Source organism: Luteococcus peritonei (assembly GCF_039526385.1).
GTDB classification, from domain to species: Bacteria; Actinomycetota; Actinomycetes; order Propionibacteriales; family Propionibacteriaceae; genus Luteococcus; species Luteococcus peritonei.
The window spans coordinates 136,600-157,367 of sequence record NZ_BAAAIX010000034.1 but is presented as its reverse complement, the minus strand read 5'-3'; the positions used below and the strand labels follow the sequence as shown (position 1 = coordinate 157,367).

The 20,768-nt window shown below is 71.0% G+C and carries 19 protein-coding genes and 1 pseudogene; 8 read left to right on the top strand and 12 right to left on the bottom strand.

Going from position 1 to position 20,768, the window contains the following annotated elements:
• Positions 1-26: 26 nt before the first annotated feature.
• A complete protein-coding gene (locus tag ABD073_RS14835; protein WP_343875941.1) occupies positions 27-359 on the bottom strand; it encodes a YnfA family protein in 333 nt (110 codons plus the stop codon).
• 193 nt (positions 360-552) lie between these two features.
• Here ABD073_RS14835 and ABD073_RS14830 point away from each other — a divergent pair, with 193 nt between their 5' ends.
• From ABD073_RS14830 to ABD073_RS14820, 3 genes are all read left to right on the top strand, one after another.
• Positions 553-1,098, top strand: coding sequence for a hypothetical protein (locus ABD073_RS14830; RefSeq protein ID WP_343875856.1), 546 nt, complete (start codon positions 553-555; stop codon positions 1,096-1,098).
• A gap of 177 nt (positions 1,099-1,275) precedes the next feature.
• Complete coding sequence (locus tag ABD073_RS14825) at positions 1,276-2,763, top strand: amino acid permease (RefSeq protein ID WP_343875854.1); 1,488 nt, start codon at positions 1,276-1,278, stop codon at positions 2,761-2,763.
• Positions 2,760-3,788 carry an asparaginase gene (locus tag ABD073_RS14820; protein ID WP_343875852.1) on the top strand — a complete coding sequence of 343 codons (1,029 nt, stop codon included), beginning with the start codon at positions 2,760-2,762 and terminating at the stop codon, positions 3,786-3,788. The genes ABD073_RS14825 and ABD073_RS14820 overlap by 4 nt, the downstream gene beginning before the upstream one ends.
• Before the next feature lie 181 nt (positions 3,789-3,969).
• Here the strand turns inward: ABD073_RS14820 and ABD073_RS14815 are convergent, their stop codons facing one another.
• From ABD073_RS14815 to ABD073_RS14800, 4 genes are read right to left on the bottom strand one after another with little or no spacing between them, the layout of a single operon-like run.
• Positions 3,970-4,755, bottom strand: a complete 786-nt coding sequence (locus ABD073_RS14815; protein WP_343875850.1) for a dienelactone hydrolase family protein — start codon at positions 4,753-4,755, stop codon at positions 3,970-3,972.
• Positions 4,752-5,588, bottom strand: a complete 837-nt coding sequence (locus tag ABD073_RS14810) for a tyrosine-protein phosphatase (protein ID WP_343875848.1) — start codon at positions 5,586-5,588, stop codon at positions 4,752-4,754. The genes ABD073_RS14815 and ABD073_RS14810 overlap by 4 nt, the downstream gene beginning before the upstream one ends.
• Before the next feature lie 19 nt (positions 5,589-5,607).
• A complete protein-coding gene (locus tag ABD073_RS14805; RefSeq protein WP_343875847.1) occupies positions 5,608-6,243 on the bottom strand; it encodes a LuxR C-terminal-related transcriptional regulator in 636 nt (211 codons plus the stop codon).
• Positions 6,240-7,406 (bottom strand): sensor histidine kinase, encoded by a 1,167-nt coding sequence (locus ABD073_RS14800; protein ID WP_343875845.1) that lies wholly within the window; start codon positions 7,404-7,406, stop codon positions 6,240-6,242. The genes ABD073_RS14805 and ABD073_RS14800 overlap by 4 nt, the downstream gene beginning before the upstream one ends.
• A gap of 158 nt (positions 7,407-7,564) precedes the next feature.
• Here ABD073_RS14800 and ABD073_RS14795 point away from each other — a divergent pair, with 158 nt between their 5' ends.
• Positions 7,565-8,605, top strand: coding sequence for an FtsX-like permease family protein (locus ABD073_RS14795; protein WP_343875843.1), 1,041 nt, complete (start codon positions 7,565-7,567; stop codon positions 8,603-8,605).
• Between the two features lie 27 nt (positions 8,606-8,632).
• A complete protein-coding gene (locus ABD073_RS14790) occupies positions 8,633-9,382 on the top strand; it encodes an ABC transporter ATP-binding protein (protein ID WP_343875841.1) in 750 nt (249 codons plus the stop codon).
• Between the two features lie 12 nt (positions 9,383-9,394).
• On the opposite strand, the gene ABD073_RS14785 is transcribed toward ABD073_RS14790, so the two are convergent.
• From ABD073_RS14785 to ABD073_RS14770, 4 genes are all read right to left on the bottom strand, one after another.
• Positions 9,395-10,546 (bottom strand): Gfo/Idh/MocA family protein, encoded by a 1,152-nt coding sequence (locus tag ABD073_RS14785; RefSeq protein WP_343875839.1) that lies wholly within the window; start codon positions 10,544-10,546, stop codon positions 9,395-9,397.
• Between the two features lie 11 nt (positions 10,547-10,557).
• Positions 10,558-12,090 (bottom strand): sodium:solute symporter family protein, encoded by a 1,533-nt coding sequence (locus ABD073_RS14780; RefSeq protein ID WP_343875837.1) that lies wholly within the window; start codon positions 12,088-12,090, stop codon positions 10,558-10,560.
• 170 nt (positions 12,091-12,260) lie between these two features.
• On the bottom strand, positions 12,261-14,087 hold the full coding sequence (aspS, locus tag ABD073_RS14775; RefSeq protein WP_343875835.1) for an aspartate--tRNA ligase: 1,827 nt from the start codon (positions 14,085-14,087) through the stop codon (positions 12,261-12,263).
• Between the two features lie 116 nt (positions 14,088-14,203).
• Positions 14,204-15,040 carry a phosphotransferase gene (locus ABD073_RS14770; RefSeq protein WP_343875833.1) on the bottom strand — a complete coding sequence of 279 codons (837 nt, stop codon included), beginning with the start codon at positions 15,038-15,040 and terminating at the stop codon, positions 14,204-14,206.
• 49 nt (positions 15,041-15,089) lie between these two features.
• On the opposite strand from ABD073_RS14770, the gene ABD073_RS14765 reads away from it, so the two are divergent.
• Complete coding sequence (locus tag ABD073_RS14765; RefSeq protein ID WP_343875832.1) at positions 15,090-15,869, top strand: aminoglycoside phosphotransferase family protein; 780 nt, start codon at positions 15,090-15,092, stop codon at positions 15,867-15,869.
• Between the two features lie 36 nt (positions 15,870-15,905).
• Here ABD073_RS14765 and ABD073_RS14760 read toward each other — a convergent pair whose 3' ends face one another.
• Genes ABD073_RS14760 through ABD073_RS14750 form a run of 3 tightly spaced genes read right to left on the bottom strand, consistent with a single transcriptional unit; the run spans position 15,906 to position 19,001 of the window.
• Positions 15,906-16,865, bottom strand: a complete 960-nt coding sequence (locus tag ABD073_RS14760) for a glycosyltransferase family 2 protein (RefSeq protein WP_343875830.1) — start codon at positions 16,863-16,865, stop codon at positions 15,906-15,908.
• Positions 16,866-16,907: 42 nt separating this feature from the next.
• Positions 16,908-18,245, bottom strand: a complete 1,338-nt coding sequence (gene hisS / locus ABD073_RS14755; protein WP_343875828.1) for a histidine--tRNA ligase — start codon at positions 18,243-18,245, stop codon at positions 16,908-16,910.
• A 54-nt stretch (positions 18,246-18,299) separates the two neighbouring features.
• Positions 18,300-19,001, bottom strand: coding sequence for an MBL fold metallo-hydrolase (locus ABD073_RS14750; RefSeq protein WP_343875826.1), 702 nt, complete (start codon positions 18,999-19,001; stop codon positions 18,300-18,302).
• Between ABD073_RS14750 and ABD073_RS14745 the strand changes: the two are divergent.
• Together ABD073_RS14745 and ABD073_RS14740 are read left to right on the top strand one after the other, a co-directional pair.
• Positions 18,994-20,303 (top strand): annotated as a pseudogene (locus ABD073_RS14745) (DUF349 domain-containing protein). The gene ABD073_RS14750 and the pseudogene ABD073_RS14745 sit on opposite strands and share 8 nt — an antisense overlap.
• Positions 20,304-20,460: 157 nt before the next feature.
• Positions 20,461-20,742, top strand: coding sequence for a hypothetical protein (locus tag ABD073_RS14740; protein ID WP_343875824.1), 282 nt, complete (start codon positions 20,461-20,463; stop codon positions 20,740-20,742).
• Positions 20,743-20,768 lie beyond the last annotated feature (26 nt).

Here is a 20,768-nt window from a genome sequence, read left to right as displayed (position 1 = left end):
GCCTACCCGCGCCGCGACGCGGATGCTCAGCCGCGCGGTGCGTACATGATCAGCGCCACGCCGCCCAGGCACAGGGCCGCCCCGGCCAGGTCGAAGCGGTCCGGGCGGAAGCCGTCGAGCACCATCCCCCAGGCCAGCGAGCCGATGATGAAGACACCGCCGTAGGCCGCCAGGATGCGGCCGAACTCGGCGCTGGGTTGCAGGGTGGCGACGAAGCCGTAACCGCCCAGAGCCGCCACCCCGGCGAGTGCCCAGAGCCAGCCGCGGTGCTCGCGCACCGCCTGCCAGACCAGCCAGGATCCCCCGATCTCGGCGAGCGCGGCGAGGGCGAAGAGCAGGACGGAGCGCACGGTCAGCATGGCGTCCATGCTGCCAGCCCCTCGCCCGGAGAACGATTCCGCTGCGACGCCAAAGAAGACGCGAAAGAAGCTGTGCGAATCGGCCCTCATGACGCCCGTCATGGCGCACAATGCCAGTGGGTGCCCGTCGAGGACGCCCGCCAGGCCACGTCGTCGTGCTGCCTTCACCACATCCCGAGAGGTTCCCCCGACCATGTCCAAGCGCGCCATCGCCATCGCAGCACTCAGCCCCCTCGCCCTGCTGGGCGCCACCCTGCCCGCCCAGGCCGCCGATTCAGGCTGGGCCCCCGTGCCCAAGCAGCAGACCGTCAAGGCCAAGATGGTGACCGGCCGCACCGCCCCGGGGGCCAGCCCGCTGCGCCAGATCCGCTCCAGCTCGGTGCGCTGCGCCGGCACCCTGATCGACCGCCAGTACGCCTACCTCGGGCGGACCGTGGTGGGAGAGCTCACCATCTACACCACCAGCGCCAACCGCGGAACCGCCATCGCCTGCTTCAAGCACGTCGGCCCCACCAAGGGCGTCAACCTGCCCACCAGCGTCAGCCTGGTGGCGATCAAGAGCGAGCGCGCCACCCGACCGGCGGTCCAGGTGGTGGCCAGCGGGCGTTTCCGCAGCTGGGCCGGCCCGGCCGCCATCGGCGGGGTGAACAACAAGGGCTACTGCGTCCTGGCTGCGGGCGCGATGCAGTACAAGGGCCGCACCGTGGTGGTGGAGTCCGACCTGATGTGCCGGCAGTGATCTGGTTGCTGGCCTGACGACGTCCGCCGCGGTCCTGATGGGCCGCGGCGGATGCGCGTCACCGGCAATCGGCACCCCCGGCCCATCGTCGTGCACCCCAGGCAATAGCGTGGCCTGGAACACGTCCCATCGGGTGATGCCTGCTCACCCACGTGTCTGACCATGAAGGTGATTGCCATGTCTGGTGCCGCACCGCAGAAGGCCTCGGGCGTCTCGGTCGACAAGGCCGACCACGGCTACGAGAAGGACCTCAAGCCCCGCCACATCCGCATGATCGCCATCGGAGGCTCGATCGGCACCGGCCTGTTCCTGGGGGCGGGCGGTCGGCTGGCCGCCGGTGGTCCCTCGTTGGCCTTCGTCTACGCCCTGTGCGGGCTGTTCGCCTTCCTGATGGTCCGTGCCCTCGGCGAGCTGACCATCCACCGTCCCTCCTCAGGTGCCTTCGTCTCCTATGCCCGCGAGTTCATGGGAGAGAAGGGCGCCTACGTCACCGGCTGGCTCTTCTTCCTCGACTGGTGCACCACCGTCATGGCCGACATCACCGCCGTCGCCCTCTACATGCACTTCTGGAGCATCTTCGCGCCGATCCCGCAGTGGGTGATCGCGCTGATCGCGCTGGCCATCGTCTTCACCATGAACATGCTGAGCGTGAAGTTCTTCGGCGAGTTCGAGTTCTGGTTCGCCATGATCAAGGTGGCCGCCATCGTCGGCTTCATGCTGATCGCGGTCTTCTTCATCGCCACCGGACACCAGGTGGCCGGCCACACCCCCGGCCCCAGCCTGATCACCGACAACGGCGGCTTCTTCCCCAAGGGTCTGGCCCCGATGGTGACGCTGGCCCTGGGCGTGGTCTTCGCCTTCGGCGGCACCGAGATGGTGGGCGTCGCCGCCGGCGAGGCCAAGGACGCCGAGAAGATCATGCCCGGCGCCGTGAACTCCATGATGTGGCGCATCGCGCTGTTCTACGTCGGCTCCGTGGTGCTGTTCACCATGCTGATGCCTTGGACCGCCTACTCCAAGGGCGAGTCCCCCTTCGTGACCTTCTTCAACGCCATCGGCGTGCAGAATGCCGGCACCATCATGAACCTGGTGGTGCTCACCGCGGCCCTGTCCAGCCTGAACGCCGGCCTCTACGCCACCGGCCGCACCCTGCGCTCCATGGCGATCGCGGGCTCGGCGCCCAGCTTCGCCGCTCGGATGAACCGCTTCTCGGTGCCCTACGGCGGCATCCTGATCACCTCGGTGCTGGGTCTGATCGGCGTGCTGATCAACTACGTCTACCCCAGCCAGGCCTTCGACATCGTGATGAACCTGGCCGGCATCGGCATCGCCGGCACCTGGATGAGCATCATGGTGAGCCACTGGATCTTCGTCCACAAGGCCAAGCAGGGCCTCTACGAGCGGCCGAAGTACCGCCTGTTCTGGGCGCCGTGGACCAACCTGGCCACGATCCTGTTCCTGGTGGGCGTGATCATCATGATGTGGTTCGCCGACGAGATCGGCCGTCCCACCATCGGGCTGTTCGCGGTGATCGCGCTGATCATGGTGCTGGGCTGGTTCCTGGTGCGTGACAAGATCGACGGCGACGTGCTGGAGACCTCCTTCCTGGAGACCGACGTCGAGGCGCAGGCCGAGGGCCACCGACTGGAGGCGGACGAGAAGTGAGCACCGAACCGCGGCGACTGCTGGTCGTCTACACCGGCGGCACCCTCGGCATGCAGCTCACCGAGCGCGGCTGGGAGCCGGGGGCCGACCTGGCCGGCTGGCTGGCCGACCTGATGGCCGAGCACTGCGCCACGGTGGACTGGGAACTGGTCAGCCTGGAGCCGCTGATCGACTCCTCCAATGCCGGACCGGACGACTGGCAGCGCATCGTCGACGCCGTCGTGCAGCACCGCGAGAGCCACCAGGCCTTCGTGGTGCTGCACGGCACCGACACCCTCGGCTTCTCGGCGGCGGCCACGCACTTCGCGCTGGCCGGCCAGGGGCTGCCGGTGGTGCTCACCGGGGCGCAGCGCTCCTTCGTCGTGGACGACTCCGACGCGCCCGGCAACGTGCTGGGGGCCATCCGGTGCGCCCTGGACGAGCGCTTCTGCCAGGTGGCGGTCTACTTCGACCAGGCGCTGCTGGCGGGCCACCACGCCACGAAGATCAGCTCCACCGACGACCACGCCTTCGACTCGGTGAACCTGCCGCCGTTGGCGGTTCTCACCGACGACGACGAGCTGATCTTCACCGAGCAGCCGGAGCTGGGCGTGGACCGGCCCCTGGTGGCCGAGCCGAAGCCCTACTGGCGCAGCGACCTGGTGGTGCTCACCCTGCATCCCGGCCTGACCGCCGAGCGCCTGGCCGCCCAGCTCACCCCGCCCCCGCAGGCGGTGGTGCTGCGCGCCTACGGCACCGGCAATGCCCCCGACAACGACCCGGCCCTGCTGGCCGCCCTGAGCCGCGCCAGCGAGGCCGGGACCGTGGTGGTGGTCACCACCCAGTGCCCGCACGGCGCGGTGGAGCTGGGCCACTACGCGGTGAGCCAGGGGCTGTTGGCCACCGGCGCGGTGGCCGGCGGCGACTTCACCACCGACGGGCTCGTCGCCGGGCTCACCTTCCTGCTCAGCCAGGACATGGCCCCCGAACAGATCCGTTCGCTGCTGCGCGAGCGGATCAGCGGCGCGGAGACCGAGAAGGTCTAGAGCGTCCTGCTCGCAGGGACGCGAACGATGTCGTCAGAGCGTCCTGCTCGCAGGGACGCGATCAATCTCGTCAGAGCGTCCTGCTCGCAGGGACGCGATCAATCTCGTCAGAGCGTCCTGCTCGCAGGGACGCGATCAATCTCGTCAGAGCGTCCTGCTCGCAGGGACGCGATCGATGTCGTCAGAGCGTCCTGCTCGCAGGGACGCGATCAATCTCATCAGGATGGTGCTCCAGCAGCCAGACACAGGTCTCGCGCCAGGCGTCCTCGCTGGCGGCCTGGTTGTGGAAGATTGGCAGCGAGTTGTCGAAGGCGTGGTCCGCGCCGGGCCAGGAGCTGAACTCGACGTCGGCGCCCCGGGTCACCACCTCGCGGATGTGCTGCACCGTGGCGAAGGGGACGTAGGAGTCCGCCTCGCCGAAGTGGTGCAGGCTGGGCACCTGCACCACGGGGATGGTGTCCACCAGGTCGGGCAGCGCGGAGCCGTAGTAGCAGACCAGCGCGTCGGGGGCGACGGGCGCCTCCACCCCGGAGGCCGCCGCATAGGCCAGTCCCCCGCCGTAGCAGAAGCCCAGCAGCGCCACCCGACCACCGGTCTCGGGGCGCTCGCGCAGCGACTGCACGCAGGCCCGGATGTCGGCGACGGTCTCGTCCCAGGGATTGGCCTGCAGCAGCTCCATGGCATGCGGCATCATCGCCGGGTCGTCGTCCTCCACCACGGCACCACCAATGCGCCAGTACAGATTGGGCACCAGCACGGTCCAGCCCAGGTCGGCCAGGTCCGCGGCCCGCTGCTGGATGTAGCGGCTCACGCCGAAGATCTCCTGCACCAGCACGATGCCGGCCCCGGTGCCGCCCTCGGGGCGGAAGAGCTTGGCGGGCACCTGCCCGTCGGCCACCTCGACGGTGGTCTCGGTCATGGTCACGCCGGTGGCGGCCTGCCAGGCGCGGGGAACGACGCCGCTCATGCCTGGGGCTCCAGCAGCTTGGCGCGCAGCCGGCGGCTGTCCTCGTCAGTCCAGCCCTGGCCGGCGAGCCAGCCCTCGACGCCGTTCGCGTGGCCGGCACCGTACTGCTCGTCGAGCACCTGCAGCAGCATCCGCATGCTCTCGGCCGGGGTGGACTGGTCGGCCACCACCTGGCCCTCCAGGTCTGCCCGGTAGGTGTCGGAATTGGCCAGCCGGTCGAAGATCAGGTGCACCCGCTCGTTCGTGGCGTCGTAGTCCGCCACCACCGCGTCACGGTCCGCACCGGCGACGGTGAGCGCCAGGGCGCAGATGGTGCCGGTGCGGTCCTTGCCGGCGGCGCAGTGCACCAGCACCGCGCCCGGGGCTGCGGCGATCGCCCGCAGTGCGGCGACGATGTTGTCCGGCCGGCCCTCCAGGTAGCCGAAGTAGTGGTTGGCCAGGTGGGTCTCGTGGCCCACCTTGGCCTTCGCGGCGCCGGCGAAGTCGTCCTTCCAGGGGAAGGTGGGCGGCTCGTCGGTGTCAGGATCGGGGATTCCGTGCTCCATCGAGGCCTCCGGGTAGAGGCTCAGCGTGTGGAAGCGGACTCCTTCGGCGGCCAGCGGACCGTCGCCGGTGCTGGCGCGCTCCACGTCGGTGCGCAGGTCCACCACGTCGGTGACGCCCAGCTCGTCGACGAGGCGCCGGACGGAGGCGGCGGGCAGGTCCTGCAGGTTGTCGGTGCGGATCACGGAGCCGAACCGGGTGGTGGTGCCTGCGGCGGGCTTGCCGCCCAGGTCTCGCATGTTCACCACACCGGGCAGGTCGATCCAGCGGATCTCGGGAAGCTCGGACATGGCTCCAACCTATCGCGGCTCAGCGGATCAGCCGCCGCTCCCGGGCGACGGCCACCAGGGCGGTGCGGTTGTCCACGCCCAGCTTGGCGAACAGGTGCGCGAGATGGGTCTTCACGGTGGACTCGCTGATGAACAGAGCCCGGGCGACGTCCCGGTTGGAGGCCCCGGTGGCCACCTGCTGCAGGATCTCCGTCTCGCGTGGGCTGAGCGCGGCACCGGGATCCATGGTCCGTTGCACCAGCCGCTGCTGGACCTGCGGTGACAACGCGGTTCGCCCGGCCGCCACGTCCAGGGCGGCCGCCACCAGCTCGTCAGTGGGGACATCCTTGAGCACATAGCCCAGCGCACCCGCGTCGAGTGCGGCCAGGATGTCGGCGTCGGAGTCGAAGGTGGTCACCACCAGCACCCGGAAGCCACGTGCGGCGAGGCGACGGGTGGCCTCCACCCCGTCGGGTCCCCCACGGCCCAGGTGGAGGTCCATCAGCACCACCTGCGGGCGCTCACCGGTGCCTGCCAACCGCTCCACCACGGCGACGGCACCCGCGGCGTCCCCGGCCTCCCCCACCACGTCCAGCCGACCGTCGGCCTGCAGCAGCGCCACCAGGCCGGCGCGGACCACCGGGTGGTCGTCCACCAGCACCACGCGAGGCCTCACGGCCGGCCCCCGCCCAGCGCCACTCGCAGCCCCACCGATGTCCCCTGGCCAGGAGTGCTGTCCAGCTGCAGCTGGCCGCCCAGCGCGTCCAACCGGGCCTGCAACCCGGTCAGGCCGTAGCTGCCCTGGCCCACCTGGCCCGGTTCGAAGCCGGTCCCGTCGTCCACCACGTCCAGCGTCACCTCCTGCTCGTGCCAGCCCAGGCTCACCACGCACCGCCGCGCATCGGCGTGCTGCACCACATTCGCCAGCAGTGTCCGGGTGGCCATCAGCAGCGCCTCCTGCGCCGCGCCGGGCAGCGGGCGAGCGGTCCCATCGGTGCGCAGCTCCAGCTGCAGTCCCGATCCAAGTGCCTGCTCCCGTCGCGCCGTGTCGGCCACCAGCCGGCCCAGCTCCGCCTCCAGGTCTGCTGCCGGCTCCGTCATCCGGCGCACCAGCTGGCGTGCCTGCGCCAGGTTCTCGCGCGCCGAGGACTCGATCAGCTCCAGCTCACCGGCGGCCTGCGGATGCCGGGCGGCGGCCGACCGGGAGAGCACCACGATGGAGTTCAGACCCTGCGCCAAGGTGTCGTGCAGATCGCGCGCCAACCGGTCCCGCTCCTGGGTGCGGGCCGCGGCCTCGGCGGCCCGGAGCAGCTCCTGCTGCCCCTCGGCCACCTGGTGGGCCAGCCGCCGCTGCTCGGCCACGTCCTCGCGCAGCTGCCGGAAGACCAGCCAGGACAGCACGGCCGCCCCGGCGGCGAGCACCGGGCCCAGCACCCCGCCCACGGTGGGCCGCTGTCCCAGCAGCAGGGGTGAGACCACCATCCAGCCGGTCATCGCGGCCAGGACCACCGCGTCGGCGGGACGCGGCAGGATGAACAGCACCAGGAAGAAGAGCGGGAAGCCCAGCCACGCCCACACCGGCGAGCACAGGCACAGCAGCAGCCACAGCCCCACCAGGCAGGCCACCCAGCTCCGTCCGGCACGACGGCTGCGCCCGCGGTGACGCGCCTGCCACACCAGCCCGGCCACGTAGGCGGCCAACCAGCACGCCGCCAGCAGGAGCGCCCACGGCTGGTGCAGGCTGCGCCAGCAACCCACCAGCCACAGCACGCCCAGCACCAGGTGCATGCTGTGGCGCAGCATGGTGCCCAGCCGCCGCGCCTGGCCTGTCGCGTCCATCGAACCTCCCGCCGCCCAGCCTAGGTTCTGGGACCGGTGGGGCCACCACCGGCGGCCCCGGGGTCATCCAAAAGGACGAGGGCCCGATCACCCGCACGGCGACGGGGCCTGTCACCCAGCACGATGTGCCGCGCGGGGCGCGGCGATGGGATGGAGCCATGTTCCTCGCACTGCACGACATCCGCTTCGCCAAGGGCCGCTTCGCCCTGATGACCACCGTGGTGGCCCTGGTCACGCTGCTGCTCGTCATGCTCTCCAGCCTCACCCGCGGGTTGGGCGAGCAGACCACCTCCGCGGTGGCGGGGCTGCCGTCGGGCCGGCTGCTGCTGGCCCCGTCGGGCAGCACCACCTCCTGGGCAGATTCGGTCATCACGCCACAGCTGGTGAACGATGCTCGCCGCGCTGACCCCGACGCCGAGGCCCTGGCGCTGGGCCGCGCCCGCGCCATCCGGGGCGAGGCCATCACCAGCCCAGCCGTCATCGGGGTGGAGCCGGGCGGGCGCAGCATGGCCGCACTGGGCAGGCCGCTGTCCGACGACCAGGTGGTGCTGGCACAAGAGGTGGCCGACGAGCTCGCGCTGGCCCCCGGCCAGGCGCTGGATCTGAACGGTGTGCGGCTCGTCGTCGCGGCCGTGCAGCCCACCCACTGGTACTCGCACTCCCCCGTGGTGTGGACGACGCTGGCGACCGCGAACCGGATCACCGGCCAGCCGGCCGGCCAGGCCACGGCGGTGCTCAGCCCGGGCTCGGCGCCGGCCCCGGCCGCGCTGACCGCCCTGGACCGTGGGGAGGCTCTGGCGGCCCTTCCCGGCTACAGCTCGGAACGCGGCTCGTTGCTGATGATCCAGGGCCTGCTCTACGGGGTGACCGCCCTCGTGGTGCTGGCCTTCCTGAGCGTGTGGACCATCCAGCGCACCCGGGACATCGCGGTGCTGCGGGCACTGGGAGGCTCCCGGCGTTACGTGCTGCGTGACTCGCTGGGCCAGGCCGCCATCCTGCTGGGCATCGGCTGCCTGTTGGGCGGCACGCTGGGCACCGCCGCCGCCCTGGCCGCACGCCAGGCGGTTCCTGTGCTGGTGCTGCCCGCGACCACGCTGGCCCCCACCGCAGGTGTGCTGCTGGTGGGACTGCTGGGCTCCGTGCTGGCGGTACGCCGGGTCGCCGCCGTGGACCCGCTGCTCGCCCTCGGCGGCAACTGACCATCACCACCACCCACAGGAGACACCATGGCCACCATCACCACCGCTCCGCGCCACGCTGTGCTCGAGCCCGTCCCGCCAGCGGCGCTGCTGCTGGAGGGCATCACCGTCCGCCACCGCGACGGCACCGACGCCGACGGCACCCCGCGCCACCAGGTGGTGCTCGACACCGCCCACCTGTCGGTGGCACCGGGCGACTTCCTGGCCGTGGTCGGCCCCTCCGGCTCCGGGAAGTCCACGCTGCTGTCAGCCGCCGCCGGCCTGGTGCGTCCCAGCAGCGGCCGGGTCCACGTGGCCGGGACGGCGCTCACCGGGCTGTCCGACGACCAACGCACCCGGGTGCGGCGCGACCACATCGGCATCGTCTTCCAGCAGGCCAACCTGCTCGCGAGCCTGGACGCCACCGAACAGGTGCTGCTGCCGCTCCACCTGGCAGGCATGCGTGGCCGCGTACTGCGCCGCCACCGCAGCCGCGCCGACGAGCTGCTGCGTCGGGTGGGACTGCAGGGCCTCGGCTCACGACGGCCGCACCAGCTGTCCGGCGGACAGCGGCAACGCGTCGCCATCGCGCGGGCCCTGGTGGGCAGCCCTTCGCTGCTGCTGGTGGATGAGCCCACCAGCGCGCTGGACCAGCAGGCCTCCCTGCAGGTGGTTGATCTGCTGCACGGTGTCGCGCAGGACCTCGGACCCGCCGTGGTGATGGTGACCCACGACGCGGAGATGGCGCAGCGGGCGGATCGTCGGGTGCGGGTACGTGACGGGCGGCTGCTCGACTGACCTGGGGCGGGCTCAGCGGCCACGGCGCTGCGGCGGCACCCACCGGGCCGTGACGCCGCAGCGGGCCCAGGGCGCCCCCAGCTCGCGGAAGCCCAGTTGGGACTGCAGGGCCCGGTCGACCCAGTCCGCCACGTCAGCCACGACGGCGCGACGCTCGTCGCCCTCCCCCACGAAGCTGACGCCATCCTCCAGCGGCACCGGGTCGGGGGCGGACTGGGTGGCCTCCAGCACCGCCATGAAGGCACCGGTGGCCTCCAGCGGCACCAGCAGGTCGGCGCCGTGCTCCAGGTGGTCCAGCAGGTTGGCCAGCAGGTCGGTGCGCGCGAAGCGTTCCCGACTGCTGCGACCGTCCACCACCAGCTCCAGCTCGTCGTCCTCGTAGTGGTAGCTGGCCCGTCCCCGGCTGCCCCGCAGCTCCACCGTGGCCCCCTCTTCCTGCTCCGCGCAGACGGTGAGCGCTGCGCACAGGGTGCTCCCGTCGGCCAGCTCCACCCGCACGAAGGCGGTGTCGTCGGCCTCGATCGGATTGGCGCGGTAGAGCTCCAGCTCGACGCCCGCCACGTCCTCCAGGTGCCGGGCGCCGAGCGCCGCCAGGGCGGTCACCACGGCGTGCGGCAGCTGGTTGGTCACCACCCCGTCGGCCACCCGTCGTCCCTGGTGGCGGCGCCGACCGGCCCAGGCGGAGCGCTCGTAGTAGGCACGATCCCGCACCCACAGCCCGCGGGCTCCCACCTGCACGGGACCGCCCAGTTCGTCGCCGGTCACCAGCTCACGCAGCCGTCCGATCCCGTCCGAGCCGAGGCTCTGGAAGCCCACCTGCACCACCCGCTGGTTGGCGGCGGCGGTGTTGAGCAGCGCCTCGAAGTCGGCCAGCGAGGTCACCGGCGGCTTCTCCAGCAGGACGTGCGCCCCACCCAGCACCGCCCGGGTGGCCAGCTCGGCATGGCTGTGCATCGGACTGGCGATGCTGACCACGTCGGGTCGCAGCGCCTCCAGCGCGGGGCCCAGGTCGTCGAACCAGGCCACCTTCAGGCCCTCGGGCAGACCGGATGGTGCCACGACGCCCACCAGCTCCACGCGCCCCTCCGCCTGCAGCGCCGCGATCCGCTCCAGGTGCACCTCGCCGAAGCCGCGCACCCCCACCTGGACGATCCTCGTGGTCATCGTCGTGCCGCTCAGCGCGCCGTCACGAGTTCGCCGTGCTCGTCGCGGTCGTCGCCGATGTAGTCGAGCATGGAGTCCACCTCGGCCGGAACCTGCTTGCCGCGGGAGGCGTTCAGCACGCCGCCCAGGATGTAGAAGAAGGCGGAGACCAGCATCGGACCGGCGGTGACCCAGTCGGAGGGGAAGTCGCTCTTCCAGATCTGGCTGGCCGCGAAGGTGAGCATGCCGAAGATGATGCCGATGATCGCCCAGGTGCCGTCGGTGTGGCGGAATCGCTTGAACAGGCCCAGCAGCAGGGGCACACCGGTCACGCCCACCAGGGCGCCGAACCAGGTGATGATCATGCCGATGATGTCGCCGAAGGCGTCCTTGTTCAGGCCCACCACCAGGGTGACGACGGTGAAGAAGATGGTGATCAGGCGCGCCATCCGCAGCGAGGCGCGGCCGGACAGGCGCGACTCGTCGAACTTGCGGCTCAGCACCGGCAGGATGTCTCGCTGGGTGACCGCGGAGAGGGTGTTGATGTCGGAGACGGTCATGCCCATGGTGGAGGCGAACATGCTGGCCAGCACCAGGCCGATCAGACCGGCGGGCAGGTAGGTGTCGGTGAGCAGCGGGTACAGGTCGCCGGCCGGGTCCTCGAGGCCCGGGTGCAGCAGCCGACCGGCCCACATCGGGGCGAAGATCAGCAGCGGCCAGACGAAGTAGAGCAGCGAGCTGAGCAGCTCGGCCTTGCGGGCCTCCTTGCCGCTGGAGGTGGAGATGAAGCGCGCGGCCAGGTTCCAGTTGCCGCCGTTGTACTCGAAGGTCTTGGCGAACAGGTAGAGCGCGCACCACAGCATGGTGTAGTTGCCAGCGAAGGGGCTGGAGAAGTTGGGCTGCACCTTGTCGAGCTCGCCCCACATGGTGAAGTAGTTCAGCCCGCGGTCGGCCAGCGCGGCGCCGACGCCCACCAGGATCACGAGGCCGGCCACCAGCTGCACCAGGAACTGCACGAAGTCGGTGAGCAGGTCGGCCCACAGTCCGCCGATGGTGATGTAGATCATGCTGACCGCGCCGGAGAGCAGGATGCCCAGCCAGATCGGCACGCCGGTGAAGCCGTGCATCAGCACGCCGATCGAGGCCCACTTGGCGCCGATGTCCACCAGCTTCATCAGCACACCCAGCCAGGCGATGGTCTGCTGCGCGGGCAGGCCGTAGCGCATCTTGAGGTACTCGGTGGGCGACTGGATGCCCAGCTTCTGGCGCAGCCGCGGCCAGCGCGGCGCGAAGATCCGGGCGCCGATCAGGGTGGCGAAGGCGATCACCAGAGCCCACCAGACGTACATGGTGAAGCCGAGGTTGTAGGCGATGGCGGCATAGGCGACGAAGACCACGCCGGAGTGGCCCGAGACGTGGTGCGAGACGCCGGACAACCACCACGGCACCTTGCCGCCGCCCACGAAGAAGTCGCCGGAGTTGGAGCTCTTGGACTTGGAGTAGATGCCGATGCCGATCATCGCGGCGAAGAACAGGGCCACGACGACCCAGTCGAGAACAGCCATGGGAAGGTCCTTCAGTCATGTGGACCCGGCGACGGCCTCGTCGCCGGTCGAACCTTGGCAGTCAATCGCCTGGCGGGCGCGCCGCGCCGGTTGTTGCCAGGACTTTCCTTGCACACGCCACGGACCCGGCACCGCGACAGCGGTACCGGGCCCGTGGACCGGCGGTTCGATCAGTTGGAGGGCAGCGGGTTGGCCTTCTTCTCGGCCGCCTCGGCCTGCTCGCCCTTCTTGACCGGCTTGGCGTCGACGCCGGCCTCCTTGCGCTGCTGCGGCGTGATCGGCGCCGGGGCCTGGGTCAGCGGATCGAAGCCGCCGCCGGACTTGGGGAAGGCGATCACGTCGCGGATGGTGTCGAAACCACCCAGCAGCATGACCAGACGGTCCAGGCCGAAGGCGATGCCACCGTGCGGCGGGGCGCCGAAGGCGAAGGCTTCCAGCAGGAAGCCGAACTTCTCACTCGCTTCCTCCTCGCTGATCCCCATCACGTTGAAGACGCGCTGCTGCACGTCGGGGCGGTGGATACGGATCGAGCCGCCGCCCACCTCGTTGCCGTTGCAGACGAAGTCGTAGCCATAGCTCAGCGCGCTGCCCGGATCGGTGTCGAAGCTGTCCAGGTGCTCCGGCTTGGGCGAGGTGAAGGCATGGTGCACGGCGGTCCACTTCGAGTGGCCCAGCGCCACGTCGCCCGAGGCGGTGGCCGCGGCGGTGGACTTGAACATGGGGGCGTCCACCACCCACAGGAAGCTCCAGGCGTCCTCGTCGATCAGCTCGCAGCGGCGGCCGATCTCCAGGCGCGCGGCACCCAGCAGCTCCTGGGAGGTCTCGCGCTCCCCCGCCGCGAAGAAGATCGCGTCGCCCGGCTTGGCGCCAGCGGCCTCGGCGATGCCGGCCTTCTCGGTCTCGGAGATGTTCTTGGCCACCGGACCGCCGAGCTCGCCGTTCTCGTCGACGGTGATGTAGGCCAGGCCCTTGGCGCCGCGCTGCTTGGCCCACTCCTGCCAGGCGTCGAACTGGCGACGCGGCAGCGAGGCGCCACCGGGCATGACCACGCAGCCCACGTAGGGGTTCTGGAAGACCCGGAAGGGGGTCTCGGCGAAGAAGCTGGTCAGCTCGCGGATCTTGAGGTCGAAGCGCAGGTCGGGCTTGTCGGAGCCGTAGTTGTCCATGGCGTCGTGCCAGGTCATCCGCGGCAGCGGGGTGGGCATGTCGACGCCGATCAGCTTCCAGCAGGCGGCCATCACCTTCTCGGCCAGGGCCATCACGTCGTCCTGGTCCACGAAGCTCATCTCGATGTCGAGCTGGGTGAACTCGGGCTGGCGGTCGGCGCGGAAGTCCTCGTCGCGGTAGCAGCGCGCGATCTGGTAGTAGCGCTCCATGCCGGCCACCATCAGCAACTGCTTGAACAGCTGGGGGCTCTGCGGCAGGGCGTACCAGGCACCCGGGTGCAGGCGGGCCGGCACCAGGAAGTCGCGGGCGCCCTCGGGGGTGGAGCGGGTCAGCGTCGGGGTCTCGACGTCGTAGAAGCTGGCCTCGTCCAGCACCTCACGGATGGTGTGGGTGACCTGGGAGCGCAGCACCATGGCCTCGTGCATCCGGGGCCGGCGCAGGTCCAGGTAGCGGTACTTCAGGCGGGCGTCCTCGCCGACACCGGTGCGCTCGTCGACCTGGAAGGGCAGCGGCGCGGCGGTGTTCAGCACCTCCAGCTCGCGGATGGCCACCTCCACCTCTCCGGTGGCGATGTTGGGGTTCACGTTCTCGGGGGTACGGGCGTCGACGACGCCGGTGACCTTGATGCAGAACTCGTTGCGCAGGTCGTGGATGCCGGCCTTCTCGAGGTACTCGTCACGCACGACGACCTGGCAGATGCCGGAGGCGTCGCGCAGGTCGATGAAGGCCACGCCGCCGTGGTCGCGCCGCTTGGCGACCCATCCGGCCAGGGTGACAGTGGTTCCGACGTCGGCCTTGGACAGGGTCCCGGCCTCATGGGTGCGCAGCATGAGCAGCTATTCCTTTCTGGGGCCGCGCATAGACGGTGCGCGGCCGGTTGGTGTGCGCCTCCACCCTAGGGCATCGCCACTGGTGCCCGCCGCGGGATTCCTGGCTCGCCGGATGCTCAGAAGACGCCGTCCAGGCACTGCGCGACCATCCGGTGGCCCTGCTGCTCGAAGGCCTCGTCGCCCACGCCGAAGGCCCAGACGGCGGTGGTGACGGCCTGGGCCAGCAGCTGGCGGGGCCACAGCTCGTCGCGGCGCGGGTCACTGCCGTAGCCGGCCAGGAAGGCCTGCTCCAGCCGGGGATCGTCCTGGAAGTCCTGGCGGTGCAGCCGCACCAGGTCCACCAGCGCCGGCGCCAGCTCCATGCCGCCGAAGTCGATCAGCCGCACGCGCGCCTCGTCCACCAGCCAGTTGCGCGGCTGGAAGTCCTGGTGGGTGGGCACCACCTCGGCGCCCTGGTCGGGCCAGGCCGAGACCCGGCGGTGCAGCTCGCGCGCGGTCGAAGGCTCGATGCGGTGCGGGCGGGACAGCCAGCGCAGCGTCGTCTCGCGCAGCTGCTGGCCGTAGCCGGCATCGACGCCGCAGGACTGGCCGTGCAGCAGCCGCAGGATGCGGCCGGCCTGGGCGAAGGTCTCCGGTTCGCTCTGGGCGGGGTGGCCCAGCACCAGCTCACCGGGAAGGTGCTCGGCGACCAGGATCCGGGCCGCCTGATCGGCATGCAGCAGCCGCGGTACATGGCCTTCGGCCACCAGCGGCGCCAACCAGGCGCGATGGGCGGCGATCTCCCGGGCGGTGTGGCGGTCCTGCGGCGGACTCGCCTTGACGGTCACCCCGCCCTGGTCGGTGGCCAGGTGCAGCACGGTGCGCTCCACCAGTCCCCAGCCCATGTCGCGCACCAGACGGGCTCCCGGGCACCAGGCGTCCAGCAGCGCCTGCTGACCCGCGTCGAGTACCATGGGCCGATCCTAGGCAAGGCCCCTGCCACCGGCGCGCAAGACTGGTGCGGTGGACGAGGTGATGCGCGACTGGCAACTGATCCCTGACGGCGAGCCGTACAGCGAGCTGGTGCGTCCGGTGCGCACCGTCGACGGGCGCGCTGCCGTGCTCAAGGTGGCGCCACCGCGGGGCTGGCGAGCCGGCTCGGTGGCTGCTCTGAAGTTCTGGCGCGCCGAGGGTGCCGTCGAGGTGCTGCGTGCCAAACCCGCATGGGGAGCGGTGCTGCTGGAACCGTTGCAGCCCACCTGGGCCGGGGCCGACGAGGTGGCCCAGCTGTGGGCCCGGCTGCACCGGCCGGCACCGGCCGCGCTCCCCCGGCTCGCGGAGCTGCTGGCCGACGAGCTGGCAGCCATGGAGAGCGTCGGGCGTTCCCTGCCCCTGCCGCCTCGGCTGGTGGAGCAGGCGCTGCGGACCGGACGACGGCTGCTGGGTCAGGAAGATCACCTGGTGAGCCTGCACGGTAACCTGCGCGGCGAGCACGTCCTGCTGCGTGGTGGCGAGCCGGTGGCCATCGCGCCGCTGGGCCTGGCCGGCAACCGGCATGCCGAGGCCGCGGCCTTCCTGGCCGATGCGCAGGGCGGCACCGCCCAGCTGCAGGAGGTCTTCTGGCAGCTCGTGGACGCGCTGGTCGCGGCAGGTGTCGAGACCGACGAACAGCAGCTGCGTGACTGGACCGTCGTGCTCTCCGTGGTGCGTGCGGCCCGTCCGGGGCAGCCCCGTGACCAGGTCACCCGGTTGATCGGCCTGGCCAAGGCGGTGGCCTCGCTGCAGGTCGACCTCGACCTGTGAGCCCCGGCCCGGGCCCACGGCCCGTCGTCAACCCGCTCAGCCCTTGCGGGCGTACTCCTGGCGGTTGATGCCCAGCGCGCCGCGCACCAGGCCGATGCCGCCGGCGCGCTCACCGGCCCAGTGGCCCTCGGTGCGGGGGTCGTTCTCACGTCGGGCGCGCACCACCTTGGCCTGCCCCTCGACGGTCTTCATCACACCCTTGACCAGCGCCGTGCCACGGAACATCAGCGCCTCCTTGCCCGTCAGGTCGATGCCGCGCACCCGCACCCAGCTCTCGCCGAAGCGCACCAGGCGGTCGTTGATCCAGCGACGCTCCAGCCGGGCCGCAGGGACGGTCTCGCTCACCTCGGCCTCGTCGCACCAGACGATCCGGCCGCCGGCGGCGCGCAGCGCCTGCCCGAAGCGGGAGTCCTCTCCCCCGGTCAGGCCGAAGCGGTCGTCGAAGCGCAGACCGTGCTCGCGCACGAAGTCCAGGTCGAGCAGCAGGTTGTTGGTGGCCAGGCCGGGTCGCTCGCTGCCGGTGGGGTGGCTGGGCCGGGCGAACAGGGCCGTCCCCTCGGTCCACGGGTCCACCTCGCCCTCCGGCTCGGAGCGCACCGGGCCGGTGACCGCCTGGGCGCCGCTCTCGCGCCAGGTCTGCAGCAGGCTGGCCAGCCAGCCCTCGCCGGGCTGCTCGTCGTCGTCGATGCAGGCCAGCAGGCGCGCCTCACCGGCCTCGGTGAGCAGGCGGTTGCGGGCGGCGGACAGCCCGGGCCGCGGCTCGTGCGCGTAGCGGGTCTCGACGCCCAGATCGAGTCCCTCCACCACCGATCGGGCACCGCTGTCAGGATCGTTGTCCACCACCTGCAGACGTACCTGGTGGCCCATCTGCTGGGCCGCTCGCAGCTGGTCGGCCAGCCGCGGCAGCACGGCGGCCAACAGGTCGTTGCGGCGGAAGGTCAGCACGCCCAGCACCAGGCTGGGGGCGTCGGAGACAGGCTGCGCGAACTCGGACATGGCGGCCATCCTAGGGCCTCGCCGCCGCAGCGGCCGTGCCGATCAGCCGGCGATCGACACCCCGGGACGCAGGTCCTCGGCCGGGGGCATCCAGCTGGATGCGTCCGCCTCCACCTGCTCGCCGGAGCGGATGTCCTTGGCCTGGCCCTGCAGGCCACCGAACCAGACGAAGGGGATGCCGCGACGGTCGGCATAGCGGATCTGCTTGCCGAACTTGTCGGCCTTGGGGGCCACCTCGCAGGGAATCCGGCGGGCGCGCAGCGCGGCAGCCACCTCCTGGGCCACGTCGCGGGTCTCCTCCGCGTCGACGGCCACCAGCACGGCACTGGGCACGCTGCGGGTGGCGGTGATCTGGCCCTTGGTGATCATCGGTCCGAGCAGCCGGGTGACGCCCAGCGAGATGCCCACGCCCGGGAAGGTGGTCTTCCCGTCGCTGGCCAGCGAGTCGTAGCGGCCACCGGAGCTGATCGAGCCCAGCTTCTCGTGGCCCACCAGCTCGGTCTCGTAGACCGTGCCGGTGTAGTAGTCCAGGCCGCGGGCGATCTTCATGTCGGCCACCATCCGGCCCGGCACGCGTCGATTGGCCTCGTTGATGACGGCCTGCAGCGCGGCCAGGCCCTCGTCGAGCATCTCGTGCTGCACGCCCAGGGCGCGTACCTGCTCAACGAAGGAGTCGTCGGGGGTGCAGATGCCGGCCAGGGCGACGCACTTGGCCGCCACCTCGGCGGACAGGCCCAGCTCCTCGGTGAGCAGCGCGGCCACCGCCTCGGCGCCGATCTTGTCGTACTTGTCCACCCGCTGCAGCACCTCGAGGGTGTCGGTGATGCCCAGGCCGCGGTAGAAGCCCTCGGCCAGCTTGCGGTTGTTGACGTGCATCAGCGCCTGCGGCAGGCCCAGCTCGACGTGCATCCGCTCCAGGGCGGCCAGCATCACCAGCGGCGCCTCGACGTCGAAGTGCTCGGGCAGGCTGTCCTGGCCCACGATGTCGATGTCGGCCTGCAGGAATTCGCGGTAGCGGCCCTCCTGCGGGCGCTCGCCGCGCCAGACCTTCTGCACCTGGTAGCGACGGAAGGGGAAGGCCAGGTGGCCGGCATTCTCCAGCACGTAGCGCGCGAAGGGCACGGTCAGGTCGAAGTGCAGGCCCAGGTCGTCCTTCTCCGGCTGCGCCTCGTCGGCGTGCAGCCGGCGCACCACGTAGACCTCCTTGGTGATCTCACCCTTGCGGGTGAGCGTCTCCATGGTCTCCACGGCGCGGGTCTCGATGGAGGCGAAGCCGTGCAGCTCGAAGGTCTCGCGCAGGATGTCCAGCACGCGCTGCTCGACGATGCGGCCGGCAGGCAGGAATTCCGGGAATCCGGACAGGGGCTTGGGACGAGCCATCGGGTGGGTCACTTCCAGTTCGTTCGGTGGTCGGCCGCGCGAGCGGCGATGGGGTCAGGCGGTGCCGTGGCCGGGCTGCTGCAGCGCGACGAGACGGTCGGCCTGCAGCCAGGGGTTGGTGGCCCGTTCAGCCGCCATCGTGGTGGTGGGGCCGTGCCCGGGCAGCAGGTGCGCCTCGTCGTCCAGCGGCAGGACGGCGGTGACCAGACTACTGGCCATGGTGAAGGCGTCGCCGCGCGGCAGATCGGTGCGCCCGATCGAGCCCGCGAAGACCACGTCGCCGGTGAAGACCAGGCTCATGTCGTCCAGCTCGGGCAGCAGCAGGGTGCAGCCCGGCGTGTGCCCGGGCGCATGGCGGGTGGCGAAGCGGATGCCGGCGGCCTGCACGTCGCCCTCGTAGTGGCGCACCTGGCGCGGCGGGGTGAACTCGGTGCTGCCGTAGATCTGCTCGATGATGTCGGCCGACTGCTCCCCCAGCGCCCGCAGCGGGTACTGCAGCAGGTCGGCGTCGGCCTCGTGGATCCAGACCGGCACGTCCGCCTCGTCGGCAATCTGCGCGGCGCTGGCCACGTGGTCCACGTGGCCGTGGGTCAGCAGCACCGCGTCCAGTCGCAGGCCGTACTGGGACAGGCCCTGACGGACCCCGTCGACGGCGTCCACGCCGGGGTCGACGACGACGCAGGGACCGCCCCGCTCGCGGGCGAGCAGATAGCAGTTGGCCTGCCAGGGGCCGGCCGGAAATGAGGCGATGAGCACAAAGGGCACCATATCGGGCAAGATGGGACCATGAGCGAAACTGCAGGTCCGAACCCGATCGAGAGCGCCGGGGGCGCACGGGAGTTTGGTCGCGTCGAGGATGACGGCACGGTCTACGTCATCACCGCAGACGGCGAGCGGCGCGTCGGCCAGGTCCCCGATGTCGATCCCTCCGAAGCCCTCGCCTTCTACGTGCGACGCTTCCAGACCCTGGAGACCGAGGTGGGCCTGCTCGAAGCGCGCGTGAAGAGCGGGACGCTGGGCTCCGACGAGGCGCGCAAGTCCGTCGATGCCGCCCGCAAGAACATCACCGACGCCAATGCCGTGGGTGACCTGGCCGGCCTGCTGACCCGTCTGGACGCCCTCACCCCCGCCCTGGAGGCGGCCGCCGAGCAGAAGAAGGCCGAGAAGGCGAAGGCCGCCGAGGCCGCCCGCGCCGAGAAGGAGCGCATGGTCGGCGAGGCCGAGAAGCTGGCCCAGGGCAATGACTGGCGCGGCGGGGTCAACCGCTTCCGCGCCCTGCTCGAGGAGTGGAAGGCGCTGCCGCGCATCGACCGCGCCACCGACGACGCCCTGTGGCACCGCTTCTCCAGCGCCCGCACCACCTACACCCGTCGCCGCAAGGCCCAGTTCGCCGAGCAGAACAAGAAGCGCGAGGGCGCCAAGCAGCTCAAGGAGCAGATCATCGAGGAGGCGCGCGGCCTGGCCGGCTCCACCGAGTGGGGCCCCACCGCGGGTGCCTTCCGTGACCTGATGACCCGCTGGAAGGCCGCCGGCTCCGCCCCGCGCCACGAGGACGACAAGCTGTGGGCCACCTTCCGTGGCATCCAGGACGACTTCTTCAGCGCCCGCGACGCCGCCATGGCCGAGCAGGACCAGGAGTTCGTGGGCAACAAGGTGGCCAAGGAGGCGCTGCTCGACGAGGCCGAGAAGTCCATCCTCCCGGTCACCGACCTGGCCACCGCCCGCACCCAGTTCCGCGACTTCCTGGCGAAGTTCAACGAGTACGGCAAGGTGCCGCGCGACGCGATCCGCCCGCTGGACAACCGGGTGCGTGCCCTGGAGAACGCCGTCAAGGAGGCCGAGGCCGAGGAGTGGCGTCGCACCGACCCGGAGGCCCGCCAGCGCGCCGCCGACACGGTGGCGATGTTCACCGCCCAGATCGACAAGCTCACCAAGCAGGCCGAGAAGCTGGAAGCCGAGGGCAAGGACAAGAAGGCCAAGGAGGCCCGCGAGTCCATCACCACCTACCAGTCCTGGCTGGACCAGGCGCAGAAGGCGCTGGACGAGTTCAAGGCCTGAGACGCACTCGCCGACGACACGGCCCCACGACCGCGAAGGTCGTGGGGCCGTTGTCATGGGTTGCGCCGCTGCGGACCGGCTTGCTGACCCGCTGGCGTGGTGTCATGACCGGGCCCTGCCGGGCACCCGTCCTGACGTCCAGAACTGGAGGAATCCGATGCGCAAACCCGTCGCCCTGCTCACGAGCACCCTGGTGGCCACCGCAGCCCTCACCACGGTGGCCCCGGCCCAGCCGGCCGAGGCCTACACCTACGTCGCCAGTGCGGTCTGGGGCACGACCAGAGCGGACTGCGAGAAGCACCTCAAGCAGACCCAGCTCTCGCACCGGTACAACATCCGCAGCCTGGTCTTCTTCCAGAGCTTCGGCTGCGTCCGGGTCAAGAATCCGCAGCGAGGAGGCCCCTACTGGAAGGCGACCTACCGCTACGCCTTCCGCTGACCGGGGTCGCGCTGGGGCCGACCGGA

Excerpts from the sequence above, each read along its gene's own strand:
- ABD073_RS14835 (WP_343875941.1), bottom strand. The coding sequence starts at position 359 with ATGCTGACCGTGCGCTCCGTCCTGCTCTTCGCCCTCGCCGCGCTCGCC.
- ABD073_RS14830 (WP_343875856.1), top strand. The coding sequence starts at position 553 with ATGTCCAAGCGCGCCATCGCCATCGCAGCACTCAGCCCCCTCGCCCTG.
- ABD073_RS14825 (WP_343875854.1), top strand. The coding sequence starts at position 1,276 with ATGTCTGGTGCCGCACCGCAGAAGGCCTCGGGCGTCTCGGTCGACAAG.
- ABD073_RS14815 (WP_343875850.1), bottom strand. The coding sequence starts at position 4,755 with ATGAGCGGCGTCGTTCCCCGCGCCTGGCAGGCCGCCACCGGCGTGACC.
- ABD073_RS14810 (WP_343875848.1), bottom strand. The coding sequence starts at position 5,588 with ATGTCCGAGCTTCCCGAGATCCGCTGGATCGACCTGCCCGGTGTGGTG.
- ABD073_RS14800 (WP_343875845.1), bottom strand. The coding sequence starts at position 7,406 with ATGGACGCGACAGGCCAGGCGCGGCGGCTGGGCACCATGCTGCGCCAC.
- ABD073_RS14795 (WP_343875843.1), top strand. The coding sequence starts at position 7,565 with ATGTTCCTCGCACTGCACGACATCCGCTTCGCCAAGGGCCGCTTCGCC.
- ABD073_RS14790 (WP_343875841.1), top strand. The coding sequence starts at position 8,633 with ATGGCCACCATCACCACCGCTCCGCGCCACGCTGTGCTCGAGCCCGTC.
- ABD073_RS14785 (WP_343875839.1), bottom strand. The coding sequence starts at position 10,546 with ATGACCACGAGGATCGTCCAGGTGGGGGTGCGCGGCTTCGGCGAGGTG.
- ABD073_RS14780 (WP_343875837.1), bottom strand. The coding sequence starts at position 12,090 with ATGGCTGTTCTCGACTGGGTCGTCGTGGCCCTGTTCTTCGCCGCGATG.
- aspS (WP_343875835.1), bottom strand. The coding sequence starts at position 14,087 with ATGCTGCGCACCCATGAGGCCGGGACCCTGTCCAAGGCCGACGTCGGA.
- ABD073_RS14770 (WP_343875833.1), bottom strand. The coding sequence starts at position 15,040 with ATGGTACTCGACGCGGGTCAGCAGGCGCTGCTGGACGCCTGGTGCCCG.
- ABD073_RS14760 (WP_343875830.1), bottom strand. The coding sequence starts at position 16,865 with ATGTCCGAGTTCGCGCAGCCTGTCTCCGACGCCCCCAGCCTGGTGCTG.
- hisS (WP_343875828.1), bottom strand. The coding sequence starts at position 18,245 with ATGGCTCGTCCCAAGCCCCTGTCCGGATTCCCGGAATTCCTGCCTGCC.
- ABD073_RS14740 (WP_343875824.1), top strand. The coding sequence starts at position 20,461 with ATGCGCAAACCCGTCGCCCTGCTCACGAGCACCCTGGTGGCCACCGCA.